Annotated in this window: 31 protein-coding genes; 18 read left to right on the forward strand and 13 right to left on the reverse strand. The window is 60.7% G+C overall.

All coding sequences use genetic code 11. The features are described 5' to 3' along the window. Positions 1–95: 95 nt before the first annotated feature. Positions 96–434, forward strand: coding sequence for a ferredoxin FdxA (gene fdxA / locus FIU90_RS02205; protein WP_152433287.1), 339 nt, complete (start codon positions 96–98; stop codon positions 432–434). On the opposite strand, the gene FIU90_RS02210 is transcribed toward fdxA, so the two are convergent. Continuing rightward, the gene (locus FIU90_RS02210; protein ID WP_152433288.1) at positions 431–1,366 is read right to left on the reverse strand and encodes a tetratricopeptide repeat protein; all 936 of its coding nucleotides are present in this window, start codon (positions 1,364–1,366) and stop codon (positions 431–433) included. The two genes, fdxA and FIU90_RS02210, sit on opposite strands and share 4 nt — an antisense overlap. A 267-nt stretch (positions 1,367–1,633) precedes the next feature. Here FIU90_RS02210 and FIU90_RS02215 point away from each other — a divergent pair, with 267 nt between their 5' ends. The 3 genes from FIU90_RS02215 to FIU90_RS02225 all read left to right on the forward strand — a co-directional run bounded on the left by FIU90_RS02215 (position 1,634) and on the right by FIU90_RS02225 (position 3,495). Beyond that, positions 1,634–2,170, forward strand: coding sequence for a CarD family transcriptional regulator (locus FIU90_RS02215; protein ID WP_152433289.1), 537 nt, complete (start codon positions 1,634–1,636; stop codon positions 2,168–2,170). Between the two features lie 142 nt (positions 2,171–2,312). After that, a complete protein-coding gene (locus FIU90_RS02220; RefSeq protein ID WP_152433290.1) occupies positions 2,313–3,098 on the forward strand; it encodes a head GIN domain-containing protein in 786 nt (261 codons plus the stop codon). A 61-nt stretch (positions 3,099–3,159) separates the two neighbouring features. Next, positions 3,160–3,495 (forward strand): hypothetical protein, encoded by a 336-nt coding sequence (locus tag FIU90_RS02225; protein ID WP_152433291.1) that lies wholly within the window; start codon positions 3,160–3,162, stop codon positions 3,493–3,495. On the opposite strand, the gene FIU90_RS02230 is transcribed toward FIU90_RS02225, so the two are convergent. Next, entirely contained in the window at positions 3,492–4,445 is a 954-nt protein-coding gene (locus FIU90_RS02230) for an L-threonylcarbamoyladenylate synthase (protein WP_152433292.1), read from the reverse strand. The genes FIU90_RS02225 and FIU90_RS02230 overlap by 4 nt on opposite strands. Before the next feature lie 94 nt (positions 4,446–4,539). On the opposite strand from FIU90_RS02230, the gene FIU90_RS02235 reads away from it, so the two are divergent. Continuing rightward, a complete protein-coding gene (locus FIU90_RS02235; protein ID WP_234029594.1) occupies positions 4,540–6,282 on the forward strand; it encodes an acyl-CoA dehydrogenase in 1,743 nt (580 codons plus the stop codon). 13 nt (positions 6,283–6,295) lie between these two features. After that, positions 6,296–7,138 carry a DUF815 domain-containing protein gene (locus FIU90_RS02240; RefSeq protein WP_152433294.1) on the forward strand — a complete coding sequence of 281 codons (843 nt, stop codon included), beginning with the start codon at positions 6,296–6,298 and terminating at the stop codon, positions 7,136–7,138. Here the strand turns inward: FIU90_RS02240 and FIU90_RS02245 are convergent. After that, on the reverse strand, positions 7,135–8,622 hold the full coding sequence (locus FIU90_RS02245; RefSeq protein WP_152433295.1) for a sorbosone dehydrogenase family protein: 1,488 nt from the start codon (positions 8,620–8,622) through the stop codon (positions 7,135–7,137). The genes FIU90_RS02240 and FIU90_RS02245 overlap by 4 nt on opposite strands. A 76-nt stretch (positions 8,623–8,698) precedes the next feature. Here FIU90_RS02245 and FIU90_RS02250 point away from each other — a divergent pair, with 76 nt between their 5' ends. Both FIU90_RS02250 and FIU90_RS02255 read left to right on the forward strand, forming a co-directional pair. Then, positions 8,699–9,196, forward strand: coding sequence for a GAF domain-containing protein (locus FIU90_RS02250; protein WP_152433296.1), 498 nt, complete (start codon positions 8,699–8,701; stop codon positions 9,194–9,196). 129 nt (positions 9,197–9,325) lie between these two features. Further along, on the forward strand, positions 9,326–10,231 hold the full coding sequence (locus FIU90_RS02255) for a hypothetical protein (protein ID WP_152433297.1): 906 nt from the start codon (positions 9,326–9,328) through the stop codon (positions 10,229–10,231). Between the two features lie 75 nt (positions 10,232–10,306). Here the strand turns inward: FIU90_RS02255 and FIU90_RS02260 are convergent, their stop codons facing one another. From FIU90_RS02260 to FIU90_RS02285, 6 genes are all read right to left on the reverse strand, one after another. After that, positions 10,307–11,287, reverse strand: a complete 981-nt coding sequence (locus FIU90_RS02260) for a ParB/RepB/Spo0J family partition protein (protein WP_152433298.1) — start codon at positions 11,285–11,287, stop codon at positions 10,307–10,309. Further along, positions 11,284–12,060: a ParA family protein gene (locus FIU90_RS02265; RefSeq protein ID WP_152433299.1), complete on the reverse strand. Its 777-nt coding sequence runs from the start codon at positions 12,058–12,060 to the stop codon at positions 11,284–11,286. Before FIU90_RS02265 ends, FIU90_RS02260 begins: the two co-directional genes overlap by 4 nt. Positions 12,061–12,116: 56 nt before the next feature. After that, entirely contained in the window at positions 12,117–12,743 is a 627-nt protein-coding gene (gene rsmG / locus FIU90_RS02270) for a 16S rRNA (guanine(527)-N(7))-methyltransferase RsmG (protein WP_152433300.1), read from the reverse strand. Further along, positions 12,740–14,605: a tRNA uridine-5-carboxymethylaminomethyl(34) synthesis enzyme MnmG gene (gene mnmG, locus FIU90_RS02275; RefSeq protein WP_152433301.1), complete on the reverse strand. Its 1,866-nt coding sequence runs from the start codon at positions 14,603–14,605 to the stop codon at positions 12,740–12,742. Before mnmG ends, rsmG begins: the two co-directional genes overlap by 4 nt. 89 nt (positions 14,606–14,694) lie before the next feature. Then, positions 14,695–15,981, reverse strand: coding sequence for a tRNA uridine-5-carboxymethylaminomethyl(34) synthesis GTPase MnmE (gene mnmE / locus FIU90_RS02280; RefSeq protein WP_152433302.1), 1,287 nt, complete (start codon positions 15,979–15,981; stop codon positions 14,695–14,697). An 11-nt stretch (positions 15,982–15,992) separates the two neighbouring features. Continuing rightward, positions 15,993–16,253, reverse strand: coding sequence for a DUF6489 family protein (locus FIU90_RS02285; protein ID WP_152433303.1), 261 nt, complete (start codon positions 16,251–16,253; stop codon positions 15,993–15,995). A 143-nt stretch (positions 16,254–16,396) separates the two neighbouring features. Here FIU90_RS02285 and FIU90_RS02290 point away from each other — a divergent pair, with 143 nt between their 5' ends. Continuing rightward, positions 16,397–17,095, forward strand: a complete 699-nt coding sequence (locus tag FIU90_RS02290) for a dienelactone hydrolase family protein (protein ID WP_152433304.1) — start codon at positions 16,397–16,399, stop codon at positions 17,093–17,095. 26 nt (positions 17,096–17,121) lie between these two features. Here FIU90_RS02290 and FIU90_RS02295 read toward each other — a convergent pair whose 3' ends face one another. The 4 genes from FIU90_RS02295 to hemE all read right to left on the reverse strand — a co-directional run bounded on the left by FIU90_RS02295 (position 17,122) and on the right by hemE (position 20,533). Further along, positions 17,122–17,514, reverse strand: a complete 393-nt coding sequence (locus FIU90_RS02295) for a BLUF domain-containing protein (protein WP_152433305.1) — start codon at positions 17,512–17,514, stop codon at positions 17,122–17,124. Positions 17,515–17,611: 97 nt separating this feature from the next. Next, on the reverse strand, positions 17,612–18,877 hold the full coding sequence (gene rho / locus FIU90_RS02300) for a transcription termination factor Rho (protein WP_152433306.1): 1,266 nt from the start codon (positions 18,875–18,877) through the stop codon (positions 17,612–17,614). A 183-nt stretch (positions 18,878–19,060) separates the two neighbouring features. Continuing rightward, entirely contained in the window at positions 19,061–19,504 is a 444-nt protein-coding gene (locus FIU90_RS02305; RefSeq protein ID WP_152433307.1) for a CopD family protein, read from the reverse strand. Between the two features lie 9 nt (positions 19,505–19,513). Further along, on the reverse strand, positions 19,514–20,533 hold the full coding sequence (hemE, locus tag FIU90_RS02310; protein WP_152433308.1) for a uroporphyrinogen decarboxylase: 1,020 nt from the start codon (positions 20,531–20,533) through the stop codon (positions 19,514–19,516). Positions 20,534–20,867: 334 nt separating this feature from the next. On the opposite strand from hemE, the gene FIU90_RS02315 reads away from it, so the two are divergent. The 9 genes from FIU90_RS02315 to FIU90_RS02355 all read left to right on the forward strand — a co-directional run bounded on the left by FIU90_RS02315 (position 20,868) and on the right by FIU90_RS02355 (position 26,567). Continuing rightward, positions 20,868–21,713, forward strand: a complete 846-nt coding sequence (locus FIU90_RS02315; protein ID WP_152433309.1) for a pyruvate, water dikinase regulatory protein — start codon at positions 20,868–20,870, stop codon at positions 21,711–21,713. After that, positions 21,710–22,306, forward strand: a complete 597-nt coding sequence (locus tag FIU90_RS02320) for a nucleoside triphosphate pyrophosphatase (protein ID WP_152433310.1) — start codon at positions 21,710–21,712, stop codon at positions 22,304–22,306. Before FIU90_RS02315 ends, FIU90_RS02320 begins: the two co-directional genes overlap by 4 nt. After that, entirely contained in the window at positions 22,303–23,160 is an 858-nt protein-coding gene (locus tag FIU90_RS02325; RefSeq protein WP_152433311.1) for a shikimate dehydrogenase, read from the forward strand. The genes FIU90_RS02320 and FIU90_RS02325 overlap by 4 nt, the downstream gene beginning before the upstream one ends. After that, entirely contained in the window at positions 23,157–23,762 is a 606-nt protein-coding gene (coaE, locus tag FIU90_RS02330) for a dephospho-CoA kinase (RefSeq protein ID WP_152433312.1), read from the forward strand. Before FIU90_RS02325 ends, coaE begins: the two co-directional genes overlap by 4 nt. A 56-nt stretch (positions 23,763–23,818) precedes the next feature. Then, a complete protein-coding gene (dnaQ, locus tag FIU90_RS02335) occupies positions 23,819–24,526 on the forward strand; it encodes a DNA polymerase III subunit epsilon (protein ID WP_152435656.1) in 708 nt (235 codons plus the stop codon). A 45-nt stretch (positions 24,527–24,571) separates the two neighbouring features. Then, on the forward strand, positions 24,572–25,135 hold the full coding sequence (gene hpf, locus FIU90_RS02340; protein WP_152433313.1) for a ribosome hibernation-promoting factor, HPF/YfiA family: 564 nt from the start codon (positions 24,572–24,574) through the stop codon (positions 25,133–25,135). A gap of 157 nt (positions 25,136–25,292) precedes the next feature. Beyond that, on the forward strand, positions 25,293–25,754 hold the full coding sequence (locus tag FIU90_RS02345) for a PTS sugar transporter subunit IIA (RefSeq protein WP_152433314.1): 462 nt from the start codon (positions 25,293–25,295) through the stop codon (positions 25,752–25,754). Then, positions 25,744–26,229 (forward strand): PaaI family thioesterase, encoded by a 486-nt coding sequence (locus tag FIU90_RS02350; RefSeq protein WP_152433315.1) that lies wholly within the window; start codon positions 25,744–25,746, stop codon positions 26,227–26,229. The genes FIU90_RS02345 and FIU90_RS02350 overlap by 11 nt, the downstream gene beginning before the upstream one ends. Continuing rightward, positions 26,226–26,567 carry a DUF1491 family protein gene (locus FIU90_RS02355; RefSeq protein WP_152433316.1) on the forward strand — a complete coding sequence of 114 codons (342 nt, stop codon included), beginning with the start codon at positions 26,226–26,228 and terminating at the stop codon, positions 26,565–26,567. The genes FIU90_RS02350 and FIU90_RS02355 overlap by 4 nt, the downstream gene beginning before the upstream one ends. Positions 26,568–26,670 lie beyond the last annotated feature (103 nt).

Raw genomic sequence — 26,670 nt, forward strand, 5'->3', positions numbered from 1 at the left:
GACAACCCTCTCTCAAATGTGGGCCTTGACCGGCGCGCGCAAATCGCCATAGCACCAGCCGCTCTCAACGCTTGTAATCCGAAAGCCTGCCGTACATGACCTACGTCGTCACCGATGACTGCATCAAATGCAAATACACCGACTGCGTCGAAGTGTGTCCGGTCGACTGCTTCTACGAAGGCGAGAACATGCTCGTCATCAATCCCAGCGAGTGCATCGATTGCGGCGTTTGCGAACCCGAATGCCCGGCCGAGGCAATCCTGCCCGATACCGAAGACGGGCTCGAAAAATGGCTGGAGCTCAATACCAAGTTCTCCGCCGAATGGCCCAATATCACGAGCCAGAAGGACCCCCTGCCCGACGCCGACGATCACAAAGGCGAAAAAGGCAAGTTCGAGAAGTATTTCAGTCCAAAGCCGGGCGAAGGCGATTAATCCGTCCCGGTCGGCTCAGCCGATACGATCAGCCTTTCGATCGACGGGATGAGTTTCTCGACCCTTTCGTACCGCTCCGAACCCGGCTGCTCTGCCTTGAGCGCCTTCAGCAACCATGACCGTGCTGTTCTGAGGAGATCGGGGTCTACGAAGATTCCCTCGCCTTCGCGTTCGCTGTATCCGCGGCGCACATAGCTGCGCGCGGTATCGAATGCCGCGTCGGGTCGGCCCCACTCATAGGCCTTTTCGAACCATTCCCCTGCGAGTCTGTGATCCACCGGCGTACCGTCGCCCCTGGTGTGGATCTGGCCGAGAAGGAAGGCAGCGTTGCGCTGGCCCTGCGCGCCGGCCTGTTCGAGTATGAAACGGGCCGCGACCGGGTCGCGATCGATCCCCTCGCCCGTCAGCAAGTAGGTGCCGTAATCAGTCTGCGCGTCGGCGTCGCCGCTGGCAGCAGTCATTCGGCACAGGCGAATGCCCTCCTTCGCGTCCACGGGTCCGCCTTCTCCACGCACAAGCATGTTGCCATAGGCGCAGAACGACATGCGCCAGCCGCGCTCTGCCGCCTTCACATACAGCTCGCGGGCTTTCGTAAGGTCCTGTTCGCGCCCGGTGCCGCTGTAATAACAGGTGGCGAGGTTGTGCAGTGCATCCGCACGCGCAACGCCGACCTTTGCGAAGTAATCGCAACCCCGCACCGGATCCGCCTCGATTCCCAGCAAGCCATTGAAGTGAAGCTCGCCCAGCGCTTCGTAGGCGCTGGCGTCGCCCGCCTCGCCCAGCCGTTCCAGCGTGCGAGTCAGTCCGTCGGCATCGCCTTCCTCACGCTCCGCGATCGCCGCACTCGTTTCTTCGGAATAGGTCTGCTCGAAAAACTCATCGGGGGCAGGCGAAAGCTGAATAAGTAGCGGAATCATAATCAAATCGAGCATCGCCAATTGTCCCCAGAACCGCGGCAAGTGGAGGCATAATGCGCACGGATCGATCAGACTCGCAATATTGTTGCGATTATGTTATATAATTGTCCAACCGCGTCGGCTGGTCCCGACGCTGGCAAGTAAAACCAGGAAGGCCATCTACCAGCACACACAGCTTCGGACGACTTCATCCCGGCGTTTCCCCCTCTCCCTGAGTGGTCACGTCGCAGGAATAGTTGTCCGCTTGGGTCGCCGCTGGGAGGCAATGAGAAAGGAATACGCATGGCAAGCAATGCGCCCGCCTTTACTGTCGGAGACTACGTTGTTTACCCCAAGCACGGCGTTGGCCGTGTGATCGAACTGCAGAACGAAGAGATCGCTGGCATGCAGCTCGAACTCTACGTGCTGCGTTTTGAAAAAGAGCGCATGACGCTGCGCGTTCCCGTCAACAAGGTCGAATCGATCGGCATGCGCAAGCTGTCCTCGGACAAGACCCTCAAAGAAGCGATGGAAACGCTGAAGGGCAAGCCCAAGGTGAAGCGCACCATGTGGTCGCGCCGCGCCCAGGAATACGAAGCGAAGATCAATTCGGGTGAGATCGTCCTCATCGCCGAAGTGACGCGCGACCTGTTCCGCCCCGAGGACCAGCCTGAGCAGAGCTACTCGGAACGCCAGATCTTCGAAGCGGCCTCGTCGCGCCTCGCCCGCGAACTTGCGGCTATGGAAGAGACGGACGAAGCGACCGCTCTCGAGAAAATCCTCGAGGTGCTGCGCGAACACGCTCCGCAATATTACGATAACGACGACGACGAGAAGTAAGTCGTCCCACCCGGATCGTCACGAAGGGCTGCCCCCGCCGGGGCGGCCCTTTTTGATTCTGCACCGCCTTGCGCGCGCCCTCTTGGTGTATTATATCACCAACACACTTACGGGACTGAGCCGTAACAGGTGGAGGAATTCGATGTTTCACAAATTGCTGAAAGGGCTGGCCCCTTTCGCCGCACTCGCGATGGGTGCCGCGCTGTCGGGCTGCGGCGACATGGACCTGACGATCAACGGCAAGGAGGGTGTCCCGCTCGACGAGCTCGATATGTCCGGCGCCGCGCCGACCGAACTGGTAGTGGCCGCCAATGCGACGGTGATCGTCAGCGAGGGCGACACGCTCGACATCACGGTCGAGGATGATCCCGAAAATGCGCTGCGCTTCGTGCTCGATGAAGAAACCCTCGGCGTGACTCGCGATCCCAATCTCAAGATCGAGGATGGCAAGGCAACCGTGCGCGTCACCATGCCCGCACTGACGAGCATTGTGATCGCAGGGTCCGGCTCGGTCGAATCCGCGACCATGGCGAGCAATCCGGAAATCGCCATCGGTGGATCGGGTTCGGTTTCGGTCGCGCAATTCGAGGCGGAAAAGCTCGAGATAAGCATTGGCGGTTCCGGCAACGTCACGGGCGCTGGTTCGGCCTCTCGCGTCGAAGTGAACATCGGCGGTTCGGGCAACGTGGACCTTTCGGGGCTCACAACCGACAAGGCCGAGGTCTCGATCGGTGGATCGGGCAACGTGATGCTGCGCTCCGACGGAGAGGTCGAAGCGAACCTCGCCGGCGCAGGCGACGTACAGGTGACTGGAAGCGCCAAGTGCACCGTCAACTCGTTCGGATCGGGCAAGCTCACATGTTCGCCCGCCGATGATGCAGACGATGCGAAGGACGAGCGCGAACCGGCCCTCACGGACGAAAGCTGATTCCGCTCGCTCGGGCGAACCCCGGCTTGCAATAAGTGAAGGAGCGCGCAAGGTACGGGCCATGCGCGCTCTTTCCGTATTCGCGCCCGCACTGGCGGGCCTTTCGCTTTCCGGTTGCGTTGTGGGGACGGTGGCAGACGTCGTGACTGCCCCCGTTCGTGTGGGCAGCAAGGCGGTCGACCTGGCAACGACCAGCCAGTCCGAGGCAGACGAGAAGCGGGGGCGCGAAATCCGCAAGCGCGAGGAGAGGCTTGGCAAGCTCGAGCGGCGCTATGCCAAAGAACTGCGGCGTTGCCGCGAGGGCGATCGCCCCAAATGCAACGACGCGCGCCTAACCTATGCCGAAATTCAGGAAGTGCTCCCGACCGTTCCAGCGGAGCCGGAAGACGCGAATTAATTCTGGCGCGTCGCGGCCCGCCGCAGCCGGTCGTTGATCGCCCGACCGACCTCGCCGTAAGGAATAGGAGCGACTGCGATACGGGGCTTGTCCGATGCAGCCGCCTGGTGGAGACATTCGTAGAGCTGCGCAGCCGCTTCGTTGAGATCGCCGCCGGCTGACAGATTGCAGTCACCCTGTTGGCCGCCGAAGCCGATAAAAAACTCGTCTGGCGCAACTTCTGCTGCACTCAACCTCAAAGGCTTTCCGGGCGAATAATGCCGTGCAAGCTGCCCGGGGGCTTCGATCGAGGCATTATCGGCCCCTGTCTCGGCGCCGAGTATTCGCTCAAGCGTTTCGTGACTGACAGGTCCGGGGCGGAGAAGCGACCAGGCTGCATCGGGGCGCAGCGCGACGATGGTGGACTCCAAGCCTTTCTGGCTAGCTCCTCCATCGAGTACAACCGGGCATGCCTTGCCCAGCGAAGCGATCACGTGCTCGGGCCGGGTCGGGCTGATCTCCTCACTGCGATTGGCGGAGGGTGCAGCGAGCGGGGAGCCCGTCTCCTCCAGCACCGCGCGCATCACCTTGTGCGCAGGCTGCCTTAGCGCGATCGTTGGAAGCCCCGCCGTTACTGCACCTGCGACCTTTGCATCTTCGCGCAAGGGCAGCACCAGCGTCAGCGGCCCGGGCCAGAATCGTTCGACAAGATCGCGGGCGCGCGCGTCGAATTCGCCGATCTTCTCTGCCTGCGCGAGATCCCGCACATGTACGATAAGCGGGTTGAAATCGGGGCGGCCTTTCGCTGCGTAGATTTTCGCGACCGCCTCGGCACTATCAGCCCTTGCGGCAAGACCGTAAACGGTTTCGGTCGGCACCGCGACAAGACCGCCTGCAGCGAGGATTCGCGCGGCTCGCGCGATGCCTTCGGCGTCCGCTTGCAGCACTTCCGTAACGTCCTTGTCGCTCATCGCATGGTCGCTATATTCTCCCGCGGAAACTGCCAAGCAAAAGGCGCATTTCCGCGACTTTTCGCGACCCCTTGCAACAGGACGAGACCCGCCCGTGACACCCTATACGCCGCCGACCCAGGACCAGCTGCTCGCCATCCGCGTCAATGCCGGGATCGAAGATCTCGCAAAGACCGTGAAATTCGCGCATGCCGAGGCCGACCTCGTCGAAGCGATCGTGGAGGGCGTCGGGCAATTCGCTGCGGGCGAGTTCGCGCCGCTGAACCGGATCGGCGATCTCGAAGGTGCGAAGCTCGAAAACGGCATCGTGCGCCTGCCCGAAGGCTTCAAGGAAGCCTACGATGCCTATGTCGAACAGGGCTGGAACGCGATTGCTTCGCCCGAGGAGTTTGGTGGGCAAGGCCTGCCCTTCACCCTCGCATGCAACGTGCTCGAAAACCTTGGTGCGGCGAACATGGCGTTCAACCTGCTGCCGATGCTCAGCGTCGGCGCGATCGAGGCGCTCGAACACCACGGATCAAAAGATCAGCAGGCAAAATACCTGCCCGATCTCGTCAGCGGGAAATGGTCGGGAACGATGAACCTTACCGAGCCGCAAGCGGGCAGCGATGTCGGCGCACTTCGTTCGACCGCCGTTCCGATCGCGGAAGGCGAGCACGCTGGCAAGTACAGGATTACCGGACAGAAGATCTATATCACTTGGGGCGAACACGAGCTGGCGGAAAATATCATCCACCTCGTCCTCGCGCGTTTGCCCGATGCACCGGAAGGATCGCGCGGCATCTCGCTCTTCGTCGTGCCCAAATATCACGTCAACGAGGACGGCTCGCTCGGCAATCGTAACGATCTTCGCTGCGTCAGCCTCGAACACAAGCTGGGAATCAACGCCTCGCCCACCTGCGTGATGAGCTATGGCGACAATGGCGAGTGCATCGGCGAGCTCGTTGGCGAGCCCAATCGCGGTTTGATGGCAATGTTCACGATGATGAACAATGCGCGCATCAATGTCGGCAACCAGGGCAACCAGATCGCGGAACGCGCCACTCAGCAGGCGATTGCCTATGCACTGGACCGCGTTCAGTCGGCGCGCGCCGGCTCGCCTGACAAGACTCCGGTCGCCATCATCGAACACCCCGACGTGCGCCGCATGATCCTGCGCATGAAGGCGCTCACCGAGGCCGTGCGCGCCTTGCTCTATTACTGTGCCGGCCAGGTCGATCGCGGCACGGTGGGCGATGCGAGTGCCAAGAACCGCGCGGAAATCCTCGTGCCGATGCTCAAGGCATGGGGCACCGATATCGGGGTCGAAGTGGCCGGAATCGGGATCCAGGTCCATGGCGGGATGGGCTTCATAGAGGAAACCGGCGCAGCCCAGCACTGGCGCGACTCCAAAATTGCGCCGATATACGAGGGCACGAACGGCATTCAGGCCGCAGACCTCGTAACGCGCAAGCTCGGGCTCGATGGCGGAGAGGCTATGATCGGCCTGTTCGAAGAGATCGCTCGCGACGCATCGGAAGAACGCAATCTTGCCGAACTGGCGACGACCTGCGCGCATATCGCCCGCTGGATGCGCGACGAGGCGAGCCTCGACGATCGGCTAGCAGGCAGCGTCCCGTTCTGCACAATGGCCGCAGTTGCGGTCGCCGGATGGCAGCTGATGAAACAGGGTCAAGCCGTTGCGAACGGTGCCGCACCAGCGCTTGCCGAAAGCAAACCTGTGACGGTTCGCTTCTTCCTCGACCGGATCGTACCCGAGGCGCTTGGCCTCAAGGCAGGAGCGACTGCGGGAGCGGATTTGCTCTACACTCTGCCCGCCGAAAAGCTCGCTGTCTGAGGATGGGACGCAAGTGAGCGAGCCTCGGGACCCATTGGAGCGGATCGCCGAGGCGCTCGAACGGCTTTCGCCCGATCCCGGGGCCGCCGTCGATTGGTTCGGCCACCCTGCCTATGTCTGGAACGGTAAATACGCTCGTGAAGTGCCCGCTATCGAGGCACCGGCACTCGGCCAGTTGCGCGCGATCGATCGCCAGAAAGAGCTCATCCACACGAATATCGCCCGGCTCGCATCTGGTCACGCGGCGCACGACATGTTGCTGTGGGGCGCGCGGGGTATGGGCAAGTCGGCGCTGCTCCGCGCTGTTGTCCGCGAGGTGCAAAAGAACGCGCAGGAGGCGCTAGCGCTCGTGCAAGTTGCTCCGGCTGCACTGGAAAGTCTGCCACGCCTCTTCGCCACGCTCAGTGAAGTCGATCGGCAATTCGTGATCTTCATCGATGATTTGGGGTTCGCCGAGGACGACACGGTTCGCCCGCGCCAACTCCGCGGCTGGCTCGAAGGCGGTGTCGAGGCCCGCGCCGCCAATTGCCGCCTCGCCGTCACCTCCAATCGCCGCGCCATCCTCGCGCGCAAGGCGAAGGAGCAGGACCCGGACAGCGGCGAGAGCGCGCTCAACATTCGCGATGCAGTCGATGACGCGCTTGCGCTGGCCGATCGGTTCGGGCTCGCGGTCGGATTTCACCCTTGCAGCAGGGACGAATATCTCGAGATCGTGCATGCCTATGCCGATCCGCACGGCCTTGCCTTTGATCCGGACGAAGCGCTCGCCTGGGCGCTTGGCCGAGGCCAGCGCTCGGGCCGCGTAGCGTGGCAATATGTCGTCGAGCTCGCAGGAGCAGCGGGCAAGAGCCTTTAGTCGAGTCGCTGCCCTGCCTGCGTGCGCAGGTAATCTTCCTCGAACACGGCCTGCGGGTCGCGCAGCTCGCGCTGCGGCGGAAGAGCCCTACCCGTCACGCGCGTGATGGCCGCTCCCGGCTCGGCATCGGGAGACACCACGCGCCAGATGATCCCGGCGGTGTCGTCGGAAACCAGCAGCGCACCATCGCTCGCCCATTCGACCCAGGTCGGACGGCCTTTGGTCGTGCCATCTTCGTTGAGGAAGCCCGAAAGCAGAGGAACCGGCTTTCCAACCGGATTGCCGCGCTCGTCAAACTCGACATAGACCACATCGTACCCAGCGGGCGGCTTGCGGTTCCATGAGCCATGGCGCGCGATGAAGGCACCGCTGGAATACTCGTCGCCCATCCGGTGACCTTCCTGTGTGAAGACGAGACCGAGCGCGGCGACGTGCGGACCAAGGGCATAAACGGGATTGCGCGTATATTCGGTGAGATAGGCCGGCATCGGTGCCTCAACCCGTCGATCGATATTGTTCTTGTAGTAAATCCACGGCCAGCCGTACTGCGCGCCGACGGGCACGTTGGTGAGGTAATCGGGGACGAGGTCCGAGCCGAGCATGTCGCGCTCGTTCACCGTGGTCCAAAGCTCGCCCGACCACGGGCTGAAATCGAGACCGTTCGGGTTGCGAAGTCCCGCAGCGAATTGGCGTTGGCGTCCGGCCTCAAGATCGTATTCCCAGATCATCGCGCGGCCTTCTTCGACTGCCATTCCGCTTTCGCCGATATTGCTGACCGAACCGACCGCGATGTAGAGCCGGTTTCCGTCGGGGTGGATCTCCATGTTGCGCATCCAGTGACCGCCACCGCCCGGCAGGTCCATGAGTTTGCGCGGCTCACCTTCCACCCTATCGCTGCCGAGTTCGTAATCGAACGCGATAACTTCGTCGTGATTGGCAACGTAGAGCGTGCCATCGTTCCAGCTCATCCCGGAAGGGGAATCGAGCCCCTCTTCGCGGATAACCTGCCGCACCTCGGCAGTCCCGTCGCCATCGACGTCGCGCAAGAGCACAATCTGGTTGGGTGATTGACCGGCGGAACCTGCCCGCTCGAACAGATAATCCGCAATCCAGCCGCGGATGGTATCCATGATACCGCCCCCGTCGCTCTTACCCTCGGTCTTGGGTGAGCGGGTGAGCGTGACCAGGATATCGCCATTGGGGAGCGCATAAAGCACGCGTGGATGCTCGAGACCTTCTGCAAAGCGATTGACGGTCAGACCTTCTGCCGCTTCGGGAAGCTCGCCCTCATTCCAGCCGACCGGCTCGGCAATTTCAATCGTCGGGAAGTTCTCCGGTTCGGGCTCTTCGAGTGTCGGGTCTGTCCCGGCGACCTCCTCGACGCTCAATTCAGCCGTATTGCCCCGTGTCAGGAAGTACAGACCGATGCCGAGCACCACGACGAAAACGATGAGAGCGATTGCGAGCTTGCGAAGAATAGCCATGTGAGGTCGATTAGTGCCGCTTCACGCTTGCGGCAACAGGCGAACGACCCCAAGTGGGCTCGCAAAGAGGAAAGCAATGTACGATTTCAAGCCAGATCCAGCGCTCGAACCGGCCGAACGATATCGCCAGCTTTACGAAGCCGCCGATGCACTGACTTCCGGCGAACCGGATGCGATTGCGAACATGGCGAATGTAGCCGCGCTCATCTGGGAGTTCGTTCCGGACCTCAATTGGGCGGGTTTTTACCGTATAGGTAAAAACTCGGGTGGCTCGGACGAACTCGTCCTCGGTCCATTCGTAGGGCGTCCTGCCTGCATTCGCATTCCGATCGGCCGGGGCGTATGCGGATCGGCAGCCGCCTCGGGAATCACGCAATTGGTCGAGGACGTGCACGCATTTCCCGGCCATATCGCCTGCGATGCCGCGAGTCGTTCGGAACTAGTGGTGCCGGTGATGCGCGGGGGATCGGTTATCGCCGTTATCGACCTCGATAGCCCGGAACCGGCCCGGTTCGCAGATGAGGACGCCCGAGGTATGGAAAGGCTCGCAGCGTTACTTGGCGACCGCATCTGATCGCCCCGAAACGAGACAGGCCGCGCTACCGGCTTGGGAGGGCCATCGTTCCGGTGATAAACAATTTGCTAACTGCAACTATCATCTGGGTGCGACTCGTGCCCGGACGTCTCGCTCTCGGGGGAAAACATGCACGCCAGTAAGATCGCTTTTCGCATAACTGCCGCCACGGGCCTGGCTTGCGCTAGCCTTGCACTCACCGGTGTTGCCCATGCGCAGGATGCCAGTACAGCCCCCATGAGCGTGGATGAGGTGAAGGCACTTCCGGCAGACATGCAAAGCGCTCCTGTCCCAGTCGAGACGGAGACTACCGAAACGTTGGTCGGTCCTGATGGCGTGGAGACGATAGTACGAACCCGGCGCATCGATCGTCCTCAACGCGCCCATGAAAGTGATGACGGCACGAATTACCATACCCCTTCCACCCCTTCCTATGCGCCGGTGGCGACCGTGGTAGAGCGCGAGGAATGGATCGCAGAATGCGAAGCGCGTACGAGTGGACGCAGCGAACGGGAAAAAGGCGGGATTATCGGCGGTTTGCTCGGAGCGATTACCGGCGGCATCATTGGCAACCGCGTCGCTGGCGATGGCGATCGCCTGCTTGGCACTGTAGTAGGTGCCGGCACTGGCGGCCTCGGCGGCGTGCTTCTCGGTAACCTGATCGGAAGCGGCAAGAAGGGCGAGGCCTACGATTGCGAAGCTGCGCTTGACGGCTACCTTTCGCAATATGGCCAGCAAGCACCACGAATTGCGCGACGGACCGTTCCGGCACCGGCCTACCCGACATATGGTGGCTACGCACCGCAGGGCTATTACGGCTATGCACCCGCTTACGGATACAGCTACGCCCCGCCGCAGCAGATCGTCTATGTTCCGATCCGCTACGAACAACAGCAGCGCGTTGTTGTGCGAGAGAACGTGCGCGAGGAAACCTACACGGTGCCTGGACGTGCGCGCACGATCGAAGAACGTGCCCCGGCACCTTCACCGAAACTTATCAAGCAGCCGCGCGCCCTTAAATCGATCAAAAACTGACCGAATATTGGTAAGAAGCCCGGAAGTTGCGCCGCGCGACTTCCGGGCTTTTTCGCGCCTGCAATCTTCGGCTCCCTAGAAATCGCCACCCGTAAGGCGCTGGCAGACAAGGTCGAGCTGGTCGAGCGACTTGTAGCGGATCGAGATCATGCCGGTTCGCGGGTCTGCATCGGCCTTGATCCGCACCGGGAGGCCGAGAAATTCCTCCAGGTGGCTTTGCACCGCGGCGATATCCGCGTCGTTGGCCGGATTGCTTTTGGGCTTGCCCGCATTCCCATCCGAATTGACCTTCCTCGCCATCTGGCGAACAAGCTTTTCGATTTCGCGCACCGAGAGGTTCTCGCTAACCGCTTTGGTTGCAAGCGAGGCGGCATCGTCCTGCCCGATCAGCGCACGTGCGTGGCCCATCGAGAGCTTTCTCGCCTCGACCAGATCGAGCACGGCTTCCGGCAGGCCAAGCAGGCGCTGGATGTTTGCGACATGGCTGCGCGACTTTTCGACCATCCGGGCGATTTCTGCCTGTGTCAGGCCTTCTTCGTCGGCAAGCTTCTGATAAGCCCGCGCTTCTTCGACCGGGTTGAGGTCCTCGCGCTGCAGGTTCTCGATCAGCGCAAGCGCCATCACTTCGCGGTCGTCGAGCTCGCGCACCAGCGCGGGAATTTCGTGCAAACGCGCCTTTTGCGCCGCACGCCAGCGGCGTTCGCCGGCCACCAGTTCGTATTTCCCGTTGCCCTTCGGGCGCACGATGATCGGCTGGATCACACCGCGTTTTGCGATCGATCCTGCAAGCTCCTCGAGGGCAGCTTCATCGAAGTGTTTACGTGGATTGCCCGGCAAAGGGGAAATCGAGGCGGTGGCGATACTCTTGAGCGGGGAATCGGACACTGCCGCATTCGCCGCGCTCTCCGCCTGTGGCGTTGTCGCATCCTGCACGAGCGGCTCTTCGCGCTTGGTTTCGCCCAGCAGCGCGCCCAGCCCCCTTCCCAGCTTCTTTTTCGGATCTGCCGGACCGCGCTGCGGCACGGAGAAACGGATAGGATCGGAGGGTTTTGTCATGCTGCCTGCCTTTCGGGCGGAAATCGGCCAATCAATTCACGGGCGAGCGCGATATAGGCGCGGCTGCCGGTGCAGGAATGGTCGTAGACCAGTGCCGGCAGACCGTGGCTCGGCGCTTCGGAAAGCCGTACGTTGCGCGGAATAACGGTTTCGAACACGAGGTTTCCAAGACAATCTCTAACATCGTCAGAGACTTGGTCGGTCAGGCGGTTTCGGCGATCGTACATGGTGAGCGCGACGCCAATGATCCCGAGCGAGGGATTGAACAGCTGCTGGACCCGCTCGACCGTCTGCAAAAGCTGACTAAGCCCCTCAAGCGCGAAAAACTCGCATTGAAGCGGCACCAGCAGCGTATCGGCCGCACACAGCGCATTAAGTGTCAGCAAACCCAGCGACGGTGGACAGTCGATAAAGCAGACGTCGTGATCTGCATGATTATCGAGCGCATCACGCAGGCGCGCAGTGCGTTCCTCGACGGAAACTAGCTCTATTTCCGCACCACTCAGGTCTTGTGTCGCCGGAACGATATCAAGCCCTGGGATGCTCGTTTCGACGGCGATTTCGGCCAGTGGCACTTCATCCACAAGCAACTCATAACTGGAACGATCCCGCGCGCCCGCATCGACACCCATTCCGGTCGAGGCATTGCCTTGGGGATCGAGGTCAATCAAAAGGGTTCGCCAGCCTGTCGCGGCCATTGCGGTCGCCATGTTGATTGCGGTCGTGGTCTTGCCCACCCCACCTTTTTGGTTTGCGATGGCTATCGTCAGCATGGCTTTGTCACCTCTGCAGGCCCTTTCCGCACCGGCTACAGTGCATCTCGCGTTGGTCAGGCACTTACGATGATGCCCGCATCGCGATCGGTCAATGATTGTTCCACGTGAAACAATTTCCGAATCGACGGCTTTTGGTGTTCCAATTCGTGCGCCGCCGAGCGACCCTTGGGCAAGAGGTAGCGAGTCCGCTTTGTGGAGAAGGGTGCGGATAAACGGAGGAGTTTCTCCAGCGGAGCGAAGGCACGTGCCGAAATGACACTTGCTGAAAACGGTTCGATCCGCTCGAGGCGGTCATGGAGAACCTCGCAAAAAGGCAAATCGAGTTGCGATATGCAATCGCGCAGGAATTCGACACGCCGTGCTCGGGATTCGACGAGCCTCACAGGGAAATCGGGTAACAGAGCCGCTATCACCAGACCCGGCAGTCCCGCTCCTGTTCCCAGGTCAAGCCATGGCTCGCCTCGCGTGTGATCGAGTGTTTCACGTGGAACATGCTCCAGCAATTGTGCGCTATCGGCGATGTGACGCCGCCAGATCTGCGGCTCCGACGCTTTGCTAATCAAATTCTGTCTTTTGTTTTCAGCGATCAGCAACCCAGCGAAGCATTCGAGCCGCGCAATGGCCACCTCGTCGGCTAACCCAGCGACATATTCGCGTGCCTGCTCTTCGTTTTCAATCACGCAGCAGCCCGGCCCGATTGTTGATGGCGGCGCGCATGAACCAATAGTGCGGAAAGTGCCGCCGGAGTTATTCCCGGAACGCGACCAGCCGCCGCAAGCGTGACCGGGGCGGCCTTGCTGAGCCTTTCCACCATCTCGTTGGAAAGCCCAGGGACCTCTCCATATGGAAAATCGGCCGCCAATGGCAGTTCCTCGCTGGCTCGCAGGTCGCGCAATTCCGCGTCCTGGCGCGCAAGATAGGGAGCATAGGCGGAATCTTCTGCAAGCTCTTCTGCAAGTAACAGATCGCTTTGCGTATCCACCTCCAGCCACGGTTCGAGCGATGCTAGATCGATGCCGTCATGCCTCAACCAGTCGGAGAGCGGTTTGTCCCCTCCGTCCCTGCGCACCGGAAGTCCTGCCTCGGCGAGTACGCGCGCATTCACCTTCGTTTCAAGCGCCGCACCCAAGTTCGCCCGGCGCTCTTCCCTTCGCTCGAACCACTCGCGGCGCTCTTCCCCGACACAACCGGCGGAAATTCCCAGTGGGGTCAGACGCGTGGTTGCATTGTTGGCGCGCAGGCGCAGGCGGTATTCAGCGCGTGCTGTAAGCATGCGATAAGGCTCGCTCACGCCTTGCAACGTGAGATCGTCGACCATCACCGCAATGTATGAGTTGGCGCGGTCAAGCTTGGGTGTATGTTTGCCCAATTCCGCAGCTGCCGCTTCAAGCCCGGCGACAAGGCCCTGCGCAGCGGCCTCTTCATAACCGGTTGTTCCGTTGATCTGTCCTGCGCAGTAGAGGCCCGGGATCGCCCGCAGCTGCAAATCCGAAGTGAGCGCGCGCGGATCCACATGGTCGTACTCCACGGCGTAGCCCGGCTCGACCATTTCAACTCGCTCGAGACCGGGCATGGCATGCAGCATCTGCTCCTGAACATCGACAGGTAGAGATGTGCTGATTCCATTGGGATAAACTAGGTGCGTCACGAGTCCCTCGGGCTCCAGAAATACCTGGTGCCCTTCGCGGTCGCCGAACCGGTGAATCTTGTCCTCGATCGACGGACAATAGCGCGGACCTGCCGCATCTATCGCGCCGGAGAACAGCGGAGACCGGTGGAGATTGGCGCGGATCGCATCGTGTGCCTTCTGCGTCGTTCGAGTGATCGCGCAGAATACCTGCGGATTCGCCCTCTCCCGGGTAAGCGGAGACATGGTCCACTCGTCCGCATCGGAGCGTTGCTCCTCGAGACTTGCCCAGTCGATCGTTCGCCCGTCGAGGCGCGGGGGCGTCCCTGTCTTGAGACGGGCCATCGGTAAATCCGCCTCGCGCAACTGCTCGGCCAGCCTCTTTGCGGCATTTTCACCGATCCTTCCGCCCTCGAAGCGCTCTTCTCCACGGAAGAGGACTCCGCCTAGGAAAGTGCCGGTGCACAGGACCACACGCGGTGCACGAAGGATTGTGCCATCCGCGAGTTCAAGCCCGCGAACCACACCACCTTCGAGTACGAGTGCGGCCGCTTCACCCTCGATCAAGGTCAAATTGGCCTGACTTCGCACCACTTTCTGTACGGCAGCCTTGAACAAAACCCGATCCGCCTGAACGCGTGGACCCCACACTGCGCTGCCCTTCGAGCGGTTGAGCATGCGGTAGTGGATGGCTCCTGCATCGGCTGCGCGGCCGATCACCCCATCCAGTGCATCAACTTCCCGCACGAGATGACCCTTGCCCAACCCACCAATTGCAGGGTTGCAGCTCATAGCGCCGATCGCATCGAGATCGAAGGTCACGAGGCCCGTTCGCGCCCCCATGCCCGCAGCGGCGCATGCCGCTTCGACACCGGCGTGACCTCCACCGACAATCAGGACCTCGAATTTATGCATGGGCTGCGCAGATAAGGGTTGCGGTTCCCTACGTCAAAGCCCGAATCCCGCAATGTTTCACGTGAAACATCAACCGGGGGTCGCTGGGACTATTTTCCGATGCAAAAGCGGTCGAAAAGCGCATCCAGCATGTCTTCGGTCGTCGCGCGCCCGGTCAACCGGTCGAATGCAACCCTCGCACGGCGAAGCTCTTCTGCAACGATCAAGGGATCCGAAGCCGAAAGCGTTCTTTCAAACGCCTCAGCAGCCTCCTGTAGCCGCTGATGCTGCCGCGAATTGAGCGCGGCTTCACCGGGCTTCGGCAAACTAGTGCGCGCCGCCGCAACCAGCGCGTCTTTTAATTCTTCGACGCCGATACCAGTCGCCGCCGATACGACGTAGCTGGCAGCTTTCCCGACGAAATCGTCGAGATCTGACTTTGCAGCAACCTCCCAAGCGTTCGTCGGTCCTTCACCTTCGGCTCCGAGCCACAGGATAACGTCTGCCTTTGCCAATTCACCCCGAGCGCGCTCGATCCCTATCGCCTCGATAGGATCGCCACCCTTCATTTCGTCGACTTCACGCAATCCAGCCGTATCGACAAAGGAAAAAGGAATTCCCTCGATGGCTACCGAACGCACGATCACATCGCGCGTCGTGCCCGCAATCGGAGAAGTAATGGCTGCCTCGCTCTCTGTAAGAGCGTTGAAAAGCGTGGATTTCCCGGTGTTGGGCGGACCCGCGATAGCAACCCGGAAGCCCTCCCCCAATATTTCCGAACGCGGTCGGCGAAGCCAGTCGCGCAATTCGCCCAAAAGTGCAGCGACATCCTCACCGAAACTCGGCGGAAGTTCTCCGACATCGTCCTCGTCGGAAAAATCCAGCGCAGCTTCTACCTGAGCCGACAAGCGCAACACCTCATCGCGCCATCGCGACGTTTCGCGAGAAACAGCCCCGCCCGCCATCGCCATGGCCGACGCGCGCTGAAGCTCGGTCTCCGCAGCAAGCAGGTCGGCAAGGCCCTCTGCCTCGGCGAGATCGATGCGGCCATTGGCAAAAGCACGGCGGGTAAACTCGCCAGGCTCAGCCGGCCTTAACCCGTCCAATTCACCCAATGCGCGCGACACAGCCGCCAGGACCGCGCGCCCACCGTGGCAATGGAATTCCACCAGATCCTCCCCTGTGGCGGTGTGGGGGCCAGGGAACCAAAGAACCAACGCCTCATCCAGCGCGTTGCCCGCTCGGTCGCGAAGCATCGCCAGGCTAGCACGGCGAGGCTCGATCTTTCGATTTGTGAGCGACTCCAGCGCCTCCCCGGCCCTAGAACCACTCACCCGGATCACACCGATCGCGGCCGGCGGCGCGCCGCTCGAAACCGCGTAAATCGTATCCATCATGGGTATATCGGTCAGTCCTTGTCGGATTTCGACGACTTGGCCGACGAACCCTTTAATCCGCCTTCTACGAAATTCTGGAACATTTTCAGTCCCATCTGCCCCATCGGAGCAAGTGCCTGGGCGAATTCCGCCATTTGGGCTGGATTGCTTACACCCTTCATCGCCTTGGCAATGGTATCGACGTAGAGCTTGTTTGCCTCGCTCACATCGGGAAGCCCCAGAAAGCTGCGAGCTTCTTCCGGCGTGCAATCGATCTCGATATTGACCTTCATCGGGCCCTCCCCCTTGTGCGGCCCTGATGGCCGGAACGCTTCATCGCTTTTGCCATTTGGGTTTGGCAAAGCCAATGCGCAATCGATAGAGTTTTAAAGCAGGGATTTCGACACCCCAGCGCGAATCAGAGAGGACCCCCACGATGACCGAGACCGTACCGATCGAAACGCTGACAGGCAGCGACCGCTTCAATGCCCATGTCGCGCGGCCCGACGACGACCCGACGGCAGCGATCATCGTCATCCAGGAGATTTTCGGGGTGAATGCCGGTATCCGCCGGAAATGCGATAATCTCGCCGCCGCAGGCTATCTCGCGGTCGCTCCCGACCTGTTCTGGCGGATCGAGCCCGGCGTCGAACTTGATCCCGATATCGAGGAAGAATTCCAGCGCGCTCTCGACCTTATGGGAGAATTCAACCAGGACGCTGGAATTCGCGACATCGAAGCGACAATCCATCATATTCGCCGCGAATTGGGCGTCGAGAAGGTCGGCGCGGTGGGATATTGCCTTGGCGGACGACTGGCTTACATGACCGCCGCCCGCACCGATATCGACGCCTCGGTCGGGTATTATGCCGTGGGCATCGACCAGCTCCTTGGCGAAAAGCATGCCATCGCAAACCCGTTAGTGCTCCACATCGCGGTGGAAGACGGCTTTGTAGACAAGGATACGCAGAAAAGGATGCACGAGGCGCTGGACGATCATCCGCGGGTGACACTGTACGATTATCCCGGCGTCGATCACGGATTTGCCACCGAGTTCGGAAAGAGACGCGACGAAGAAGCCGCGAAATTGGCCGACGAGCGCACCGCCGCATTCTTCGATCAGCATTTGCGCTAGCTGGGGACGGCTCTCCACCGCCGAATCTAATTCAGCAGCGCAAAGTTCACCACGATCTTGCGGATGTCAGGATCGAGACGCTTTGGCAGTTCTGCCTCAAGCAATTCCCGCCGCTTTTCAATACTTTCGGCGATCAAGACACGCTTCATAGACCAGTCTGGGCACGAGCGCTGATCAATCTTGCGCTGTTCGAGGATTGAAATGCCGGTGTGGCGCGGATCGTGGGTGATACGCACCATCAGTTCGACCAGTTCCGCCTCATCGCCTTCGATCAACTGGAGGAAGTTGCGCCCGTTATAGAGCAGCAGGCCCGTAATGTCCTTCGCCGGGTTATTGCGCGCGCTGCTTGCGAGGATCGATTCGACCTCGTCGCGCGAAAGGCTGGGCGCCGTACTTATGTAAAGATACTGACTGAGCATCGTTCGGAACCAATAGCGCCGCCATGCCAGATTGCAATTGACCCATGGATCCCGAGCCCGTCCCTGCCGAGAAAGACGGGCTCATATGATCCGCAAACTACTGATTCATCGTATCGAAGAAGTCCTCGTTGGTCTTCGAATCCTTCATCTTGTCGAGCAGGAATTCCATTGCGTCGACGGTACCCATCTGCATGAGGATCCGGCGCAGGACCCACATCTTCGAAAGCGTATCCTTCTCGACCAGCAGCTCTTCCTTGCGAGTGCCGGACTTGCCGACGTCGAGCGCCGGGAAGATGCGCTTGTCGGCGACCTTACGATCGAGCACGATTTCGGAATTGCCGGTGCCCTTGAACTCTTCGAAGATCACCTCGTCCATGCGGCTGCCGGTGTCGATCAAAGCGGTGGCAATGATCGAGAGCGAACCGCCCTCTTCGATGTTGCGCGCCGCACCGAAGAACCGCTTCGGTCGCTGGAGCGCGTTCGCATCGACACCACCGGTCAGCACCTTGCCCGAACTCGGAACGACGGTGTTGTAGGCCCGGCCAAGACGCGTGATCGAATCGAGCAGGATAACGACGTCGTTCTTGTGTTCGACCAGGCGCTTTGCCTTTTCGATCACCATTTCCGCGACCTGCACGTGGCGATTGGCCGGTTCATCGAATGTCGAGGAGATCACCTCGCCCTTCACGCTGCGCTGCATGTCGGTGACTTCCTCGGGGCGCTCGTCGACTAGCAGGACGAGAAGGAACACCTCAGGGTGGTTATCGGTGATCGCCTTGGCGATGTTCTGCAGCAGCACCGTCTTACCGGTCCGCGGCGGGGCAACGATCAGCGCGCGCTGGCCCTTACCCTGCGGCGCGATGATGTCGATCACCCGCGCCGACTTGTCCTTCACCGTTGGATCGAGCGTGTCGAGATTGAGCTTCTGATCGGGATAAAGCGGGGTGAGATTGTCGAAATTCGTCCGCAACCGCACCTGAGCGGGATCTTCGAAGTTCACGCTCGCAAGGCTGGTCAGAGCGAAATAGCGCTCGCCTTCCTTGGGCGCGCGGATCTCGCCTTCCACCGTATCGCCAGTGCGCAGGCCCCATTTGCGGATCTGGTTGGGCGAGACGTAGATGTCGTCGGGCCCGGCGAGGTAGTTAGCCTCGGGCGAGCGCAGAAAGCCGAAGCCATCCTGAAGCACCTCGATGGTGCCGATGCCCATGATCTTTTCGTCGTATTCCTCGTCTTCGGCGAGTTCCCGCAAGATGCTGAACAACAAATCCTGCCGCCGCATGGTCGATGCGCCTTCGACGCCCAGCTCTTCCGCCATCTTGACGAGGTCGGCCGGGGTCTTTTGTTTCAAGTCTTTGAGATGCATTGGTAAATTCCGTGAGAATTCAGTTGATTGGCCGGATCGTCAGTACCTCTTTGGACGAGGCGCCTCTGTTCACATTCGAGGCTGGGCTTGGAGAAAGCAGACGAGACCGTGCGAAAGTTGCGCGGCCCATGCCGGTTGATGGATTGTGAGATAGGACCGCGCGAAGAGTCGGTCAATCGGAAATCAGAACGGTTTCAGATAGACCAGGAGCACGATCAAAACGAGCAGCAGTCCGGGTACTTCGCCGATCATGCGCAGGCGCTTTTCGGTGAGCGGACGGTCCCCGCGCGCCATCTTCCTCGTCTGCGCGACAAGCCAACCGTGATACCCGGTCAGCACCAGAACAAGTGTCAGCTTGGCATGAAACCAACCCTGGCTGAAAGCTCCGATCGTGAAGGCGATCAGCAGCCCCAGCACCCAGACGATGATCAGGCTGGGGGTGAGGATGATCTTGCGAAGCTTCCCCATCCGCTCGGCCCATTTGGCCTCGCCTGCAGAGCCGGGCGCGTGGTCGAGCATATATATGCATTGCCGCGGCAACATGAAGAGGCCCGCCAGCCAGAACACCATAAACACCACGTGGCCGATCTTGAGCCACACATAGATAGAGGCGAGAAATTCCTGCATCGCCCTGCCCTAGCCTCCTCGCAGCTCTGCAAGCAACTGTTCGACATGCTCGATCGGAGTGAATTGTCCGATCCCGTGCCCAAGATTGAAAATGTGGGGCCGCTCCTTGAAAGCATTGACGATATGCCGAACCCGTTTCGTCAGCATCGGTCCTCCGGCCTCCAGCAACAGCGGATCGAAGTTACCCTGTACTGGCATATCTTCGGGCAGCGACGCATGCGCCCAGGCCGGATCGAGCGTCTCATCGAGCCCGATCGCGTCCACCCCGGTCTCGCGCGCATAGGCGGGGAGTTTCGCCCCGGCTCCCTTGGGAAAGCCGATAACCGGGGTTTCGGGATGGCTTTGCTTGATCGCGGAAGTGATCTTGGCATTGGGCGCGATGACCCAGCGTTCGAATTCGTCCGGCGCGAGACTGCCTGCCCAGCTGTCGAACAATTGCACCGCTTCCGCTCCCGCATCGATCTGGCCGCGCAAATATTCGATCGACATGTCGCTGATCGCATCGCAGATCGCCTGCATGCGCTGAGGATCGCGATAAGCGAGCAGGCGCGCCGGTTCCTGGTTCTTGGAGCCCTGTCCGGCAATCATATAGGTCGCCACGGTCCATGGAGAGCCTGCAAAGCCCAGCATGGTCACCTCAGGCGCGATCTGCGCCCTAGTAAGCCTCACGGTCTCGTAGACCGCGTCAAAGCGCTCCTTGGCCTCTGTAAAGTCCGAAAGCTCCGCCTCGAGCAGCGTCGGGCTCAGCTTGGGTCCCTCGCCAGCAAGGAATTCGAGCCCCTGCCCCATCGCATGTGGAACGATCAGGATATCGGAGAACAGGATCGCGCCGTCGAACCCGAACCGCCGGATCGGCTGTACGGTGATTTCCGCTGCAGCCTCGCTGTCATACACGAGCTCGAGAAAGCCGCCCTTCTCCGCCCTCAGCTCGCGATATTCGGGGAGATAACGCCCTGCCTGACGCATGAGCCAGACCGGCGCGATGCCCTGCTTGGTACCTTTGAGCGTTTCGAGTAGCGGACCGGGCATACGAGTTCCTCTAATCAATAATAATTATATTTATAAAAGAGATGATGGAGTCTGTTGGCCCTGTGGAAACCGGGAATTACCGACAACTGCCCGATTTCTCCCGCGCTGGATACCCCCTTGACGGTTTGCGACTCTGCAAGGTTGCACGGTCAAGCGCAATCTTTCCACGCTGTCCCCAGCCTGTCGATATGCGCAGTCCCGTGTTGAGAAACGCCAAGACGAAAAGCCCGTTAGCGCGCATGAAATTCGCTCCCATGCTTGTGAACGGTCCTGTCCCGTGGTTTATGCCCGCTTGTATCCACAAGGCCGAAAAGAGCACCTGCAAAGCCTCTCGATGAACCGCCTGAACCTGCACCTTGTCTCGGATTCCACCGGGGAAACGCTGGAAATGATCGCCAAGGCCGCGCTCGCGCAGTTCGACGATCCGACGGTCAGTCGGCATTTCTGGCCGATGGTGCGATCGCGCCAGCATCTCGACCGGATCGTGCCTGAACTCGCCGAGAATCCGGGCCTTGTTCTTTTCACCCTCGTCAATCCGGAGACCCGTGCGCGCCTGGAGGAGCATTGCCGGCATCTCGGCCTGCCCGCTGTCCCGGTGCTCGACCAGGTGACCGAAGCCCTGGAATCGCAATTGGGTCAGGAGGCGCATGGGCGGCCAGGTCGCCAGCACCTGATGGACGAGGACTACTTCAAGCGCGTCGATGCGATCCAGTACACGATTGCGCACGATGATGGCGTCGGCCACGAGGATTGGGAAGAGGCCGATATCGTGCTTGCAGGAGTGTCACGCAGCTCGAAGACGCCGACGAGCATTTACCTCGCCAATCGTGGCTACAAGGTCGCCAATATTCCGCTCGTCGTCGAAAGTCCTCCGCCCGAAAGCCTGTTCCGTCTCCGCCACCCCCTTGTTGTCGGGCTTACCACGGCACCCGAACGGCTGGTGCAAATCCGCCGCAACCGGCTCCTGTCCCTGAACGAGGGGACCGAGACCTCCTACGTGGACAGCGAAAAAGTGAAGTCCGAAACGCAATTCGCGCGCCGGATGTTCGCCGACAATGGCTGGCCCGTAATCGATGTCACACGCCGTTCGATCGAGGAAAGCGCGGCGGCGATCATCCGGCTTGTGCAGGAGCGCAAGCGGCAAAACGGTCAGGCAGAACTCATGTCGAAACCGATATGATCGGTCCTCCCCTTATTCTGGCGTCCAAATCCGCCTCGCGCCGGGCGATGCTCGATGCTGCAGGCGTTCCCTATGAGGCGCTTCCGGCCGATATCGATGAGCGAGCGATCGAGGCGAATCTTGACGATGCGAGCGCGCCCGAGATCGCCGAGGCGCTGAGTGTTGCCAAGGCGGCTGCCCTCGCCCCCGATCGTGCTGATGCGCTGGTGCTCGGTAGCGACTCGCTCGTCGTCGTCGAAGACCAGCGCTTCGACAAACCGAATTCGCGCGACAATGCCGCCGAACACCTCCGGTTCTTCTCGGGCAAGGTGATGGAGCTGCACAGCGCCGCCGCACTTGTCCGTGGCGACACCTGCGAATGGGCGCACGCCGATGTGGCGCAGCTGAAGGTGCGCGATTTGTCGGACGAATTTATCGAGCACTACCTCGCGCATGAATGGCCCGAGGTCGGCCACACGGTTGGTGTGTTTCGGATGGAGGCGATGGGCGTGCAACTCTTTGAAAGCATCGAAGGGGACCAGTTTACCGTCTTGGGCATGCCGCTCCTCCCGCTGCTCGGCGCGTTGCGCGAACACGGAGTGCTTCCCGCATGAGTGCGCCTTATGCCCACGTTATCGGCGATCCGATCGCGCAGTCCAAATCCCCGCTGATCCACTCCTTCTGGCTCGAAAAGCTCGGTATTGGGGGGCGATACAAATCGAAGTTGGTCGAGGCGACGGGTCTTGGAAGCTATCTCGAGAAGCACCGCCATGATGGCAGCTGGATCGGCTGCAACGTAACAATGCCGCACAAGCAGGCAATACTCCCGCATCTCGACGTGCTCGATCCGGTCGCAGCAAAACTCGGCGCGGTAAACACGGTGGTTCGGCTGGAGGACGGCGCTCTCAAAGGATTCAACACCGACGCGGGCGGCTTCCTCGAACCGCTCGTTCCGGCGCTGAAGACAGAGCACCTGTTTCGCATGGCTCGGATCATCGGCACGGGAGGAGCGGCGCGGGCGATCATCGCGGCACTCGCCGATAACGGTTTCACCTTGGTGGTCGCGGGGCGAAACCCGGCCAAGGTGCGCGCCCTGCTCGAAGAACTCGCACCCGAAGGCGAGCATCATTCGATTCCGATAACCCATTTCGCGGAGCCGACCGATTTCGACTTCGACGCGCGCGAGGGCTGTTTCGATCTCGTCGTCAATGCATCCCCGCTCGGGATGGAGGGCAGTCCTGCCCTCGCTTTTGACTGGAGCCACGCGCCGCCGGGAGCCATCGCCTACGACATCGTCACCAACCCGATCATAACCCCTTTTCTCGAAGGCGCGCGCAAAGCCGGCCATCCGACGATCGACGGGCTTGCCATGCTGATCGGACAGGCCGCCATCGCGTTCGAGAGATTCTTCGGTGCGGAGCCCCCGCGTGAATATGACGACGAATTGCGAGATCTTCTGACCAAATGACCCGCCCCACCATCATTGGACTGACCGGCTCAATCGGCATGGGAAAGTCCACCGTCGCAGACATGTTCGAGCGCGCGGGAATTCCGGTCTTCGATGCCGATGCCGAAGTGCGCGCGATGCAGGGACCCCAAGGTGAGCTCATTCCGGCGATCGAAGAGGCCTTTCCCGGTTCCACCGGTCCTGATGGTGTCGATCGCGATGCACTGGGAAAACTGGTATTCGGTGACACAGAAGCACTCGCGCGGCTCGAGGCCATCGTGCATCCGGCGGTCGCGGCCAAGCGTGCGCAATTCCTTAAGGACAACGCAGAAACCACCATGCTGGTCTTCGACATCCCGCTGCTGTTTGAGCGCGGTGGTCACGATGCAGTTGACACTGTTGTCGTCGTATCCGCCCCGCCCGAAATCCAGCGCGAAAGGGTTCTCGCCCGGCCCGACATGACCGAGCAGAAATTCGAGCACATACTCTCGCTCCAGGTCCCGGATGCGGACAAGCGCAAACGCGCCGATCATGTGATCGACACAGGAACCACGCTCGAGGAAACCGAGGCACAGGTCCGGGCTCTCATCGCGGCGTTGCGGAGGAAGCGCGGACAGCGATAGGGCCCGATGCATCGCACCCCTTGCGCTGGAGCGCGCATGGGTGAATAACGATGACGATGCGCGAGATCGTTTTCGACACCGAAACCACAGGCCTAGACCCCAAGACCGGGGACCGCATGGTGGAAATCGGCTGTGTCGAGATGATAGGCCGGGTCGAGACCGGCAATACCTATCATGCTTATTACAATCCCGAGCGCGACATGCCGGCTGCAGCAGAAGCGGTGCATGGACTTTCGATCTCGTTCCTAGAGACCAAGCCCAAATTTTCCGAAACGGTCGATGAATTGCTGGAATTCCTCGGTGATGCGCCCCTCGTGGCGCACAATGCGGGATTCGATTTCGGCTTTCTCAATTCGGAGCTCGAAATGATCGGGCGCCAGCCGATTGCAATGGACCGGATGGTGGATACCGTCGCCCTCGCCCGCAAGAAGCACCCCGGCGCAAAGCTCTCGCTCGACGCGTTGTGCACGCGCTACGGGATCGACCGGAGCCACCGCGTGAAGCACGGCGCGCTGCTTGACGCCGAATTGCTCGCACAAGTGTATGTAGAACTGACCGGTGGCCGCCAGATCGGGCTCGAACTCGCTGCAGAAGCGGTGGAAGCCGAAGTCTCGCCGGGATCGGTTTCGGTCAGCAGCGCGCAAATCGCTGCGAAGGTGACAGGCCCGCTGCGCGAGCCGCGGCCGCATGCAGCCAGCGAGGAAGAGCTCGCGCGGCACAAGGAATTCATTGCCGGGATCGACAACGCGATCTGGGCACGCTGAGCTCCGGCTCGGCTCACGACAATTGACGAAGGAGGTCGATCGACGATGGATATCCGGATATCGGGTCACCAGGTGGAAACGGGCGCGGCGCTCCAGGAACACGCTTCAGACAGGCTTGGCGGGATCGTCGACAAGTATTTCGACCGTGCCATTTCCTCGCACGTGACCTTCGGCAAGGCGCCGGCCGGGGCGTTTACCTGCGATATCGTGACGCATGTGAACCATGGCACTATCCTCAAGGCACGTGGAAACGCGCATGACGCGCATCTTGCTCTCGACGACGCGGCGACAAAGATCGAAAAGCAGCTGCGCCGCTACAAGCGCCGCCTCACCGACCGGCACGAAAGAGCGAATCATGCGCGTGCCGAGGAAGAGGCTGCCTATGTCATATTCGCCGCCGAAGAACCCGAAGAAGAGGTCACGTCCGAAGCACCTCCCGTAATCGCAGAAACCAGTGTCGACATACCCGTTTACTCGGTAGCGGACGCGGTGATGATGCTCGATTTGCGTGACACTCCGGCACTCTTTTTCAAAAACGCTGGCACTCAGCGGCATAATATGGTTTATCGCCGCGCCGATGGCTCGATCGGTTGGGTTGAGCCGAAATAGAACCGCACACCGGTCGTTTGGGAGAGCGATAGGTCTTATAGTGGTTCACCCATGCACCACAGGATTGGCGCCGCACCCCGTTCGCGGCGCAGATTGCTGTTGCGCGGGTTGAGACAGCCCCGAAAAGGGGCGGGAATATCGGGATTTTGAATTCGAAATGGACGTCAACATACATATGGTTCCCGAGGCCGTCGCAATCGACCGGGTCGAAACCAAATCGCAAGTTCTCACCAAGATTTCCGAATGCTTTTCAAAAGTTTACGGACTCGATAAAAGCGAAGTTCTCGACGGGCTCGAGCAGCGCGAAGCGCTCGGCAGCACTGGCTTTGGTCGCGGCGTCGCGATCCCGCATTGCCGCGATGCCGGCGTGCGGCGCCCTACCCTCGTCATGCTGAAGCTGGACCAGCCGGTCGATTTCGGATCCGCTGACGCGGTGCCGGTTTCCATCGTGTTCGGTCTCGTTTCGCCTGAAAATGCCGGGGCGACCCACCTTCATGCACTCGCGGCGATCTCTCGCTTCGCCAGGGACGAGGAGATGGTCCAGGCACTCGTCGCTGCGCCGGATGCCGAGGCGATGTTCGCGCTTCTGACCAACCAATTCCTGCGCGATGCCGCCTGAGGATATTGTTCCGTCTTCGGGCGAGCCGGCAGGTGCGGACCTGCATTATCGCGCGCTTGAACGACTGTATAACTCCGCGCCGATCAACCGGAAATTCGCTTCCAGTCTCGAAATCACGGGTGAAGGCCGTTCGCGGTTGACGTTCACCGTCGATGAATCCGCTTATCACGCTGCGGGTGCGGCGCATGGCACGATCTATTTCAAGATGCTCGACGATGCGGCGTTCTATGCCGCCAATACGCTCGCGACCGACCGTTTCCTGCTGACGACCAGCTTCAACCTCCATTTTACCAAGCCCGTGCGCGCAGGCGAAGTCATCGCCGAAGGGCGCTGGGTGAGCGGCAAGCGCCGGGTATTCGTCGCCGAATCGCGGCTGATCGATGCCGAGGGCGACGAGATCGGTCGCGGCACCGGCACCTTCATGCGCTCGCGGATCGCGCTCTCCAGCCTCGATGGATATTCCCAAGGCGGATGAGCGAACCCACCCGCCTGCCCGCCCATCTGGAAGTTGCCAGCCTTATTCGTCTTGCCGAATCGAACGGCGGGATGGCGACCGTGCTTCACAAAGGTGAGCGCGATGCCGGAACCCTTCTCGTGGTAACCATGTATCGCGGTGAAAACGCGAAGCTTTATGAACGGATGCCGCAGCTCGACGGGTCACGTGCTTTCGTTCTTACCAAAGAGCAAGACTCTGAAAAACCGTATGAATTTAATGAGTACCTCGCTCGAAGGTACAATCAGGATCCCGATATCTGGGTCATCGAGGTGGATATCGACGAGGCGGAACGCTTCATCGCACTTCTGCCCCGTTAACTTGACTTAGTTTCAAATGTGACTATTTGCCGCGCCAGCTTCCAGGTGCGCAGGCTGACCGGCACGACAATTCGGTCGACGGGTCAGCACGCAGACGGGGGGC

This window comes from Erythrobacter sp. THAF29 (assembly GCF_009363635.1).
Taxonomy (GTDB): Bacteria; Pseudomonadota; Alphaproteobacteria; order Sphingomonadales; family Sphingomonadaceae; genus Erythrobacter.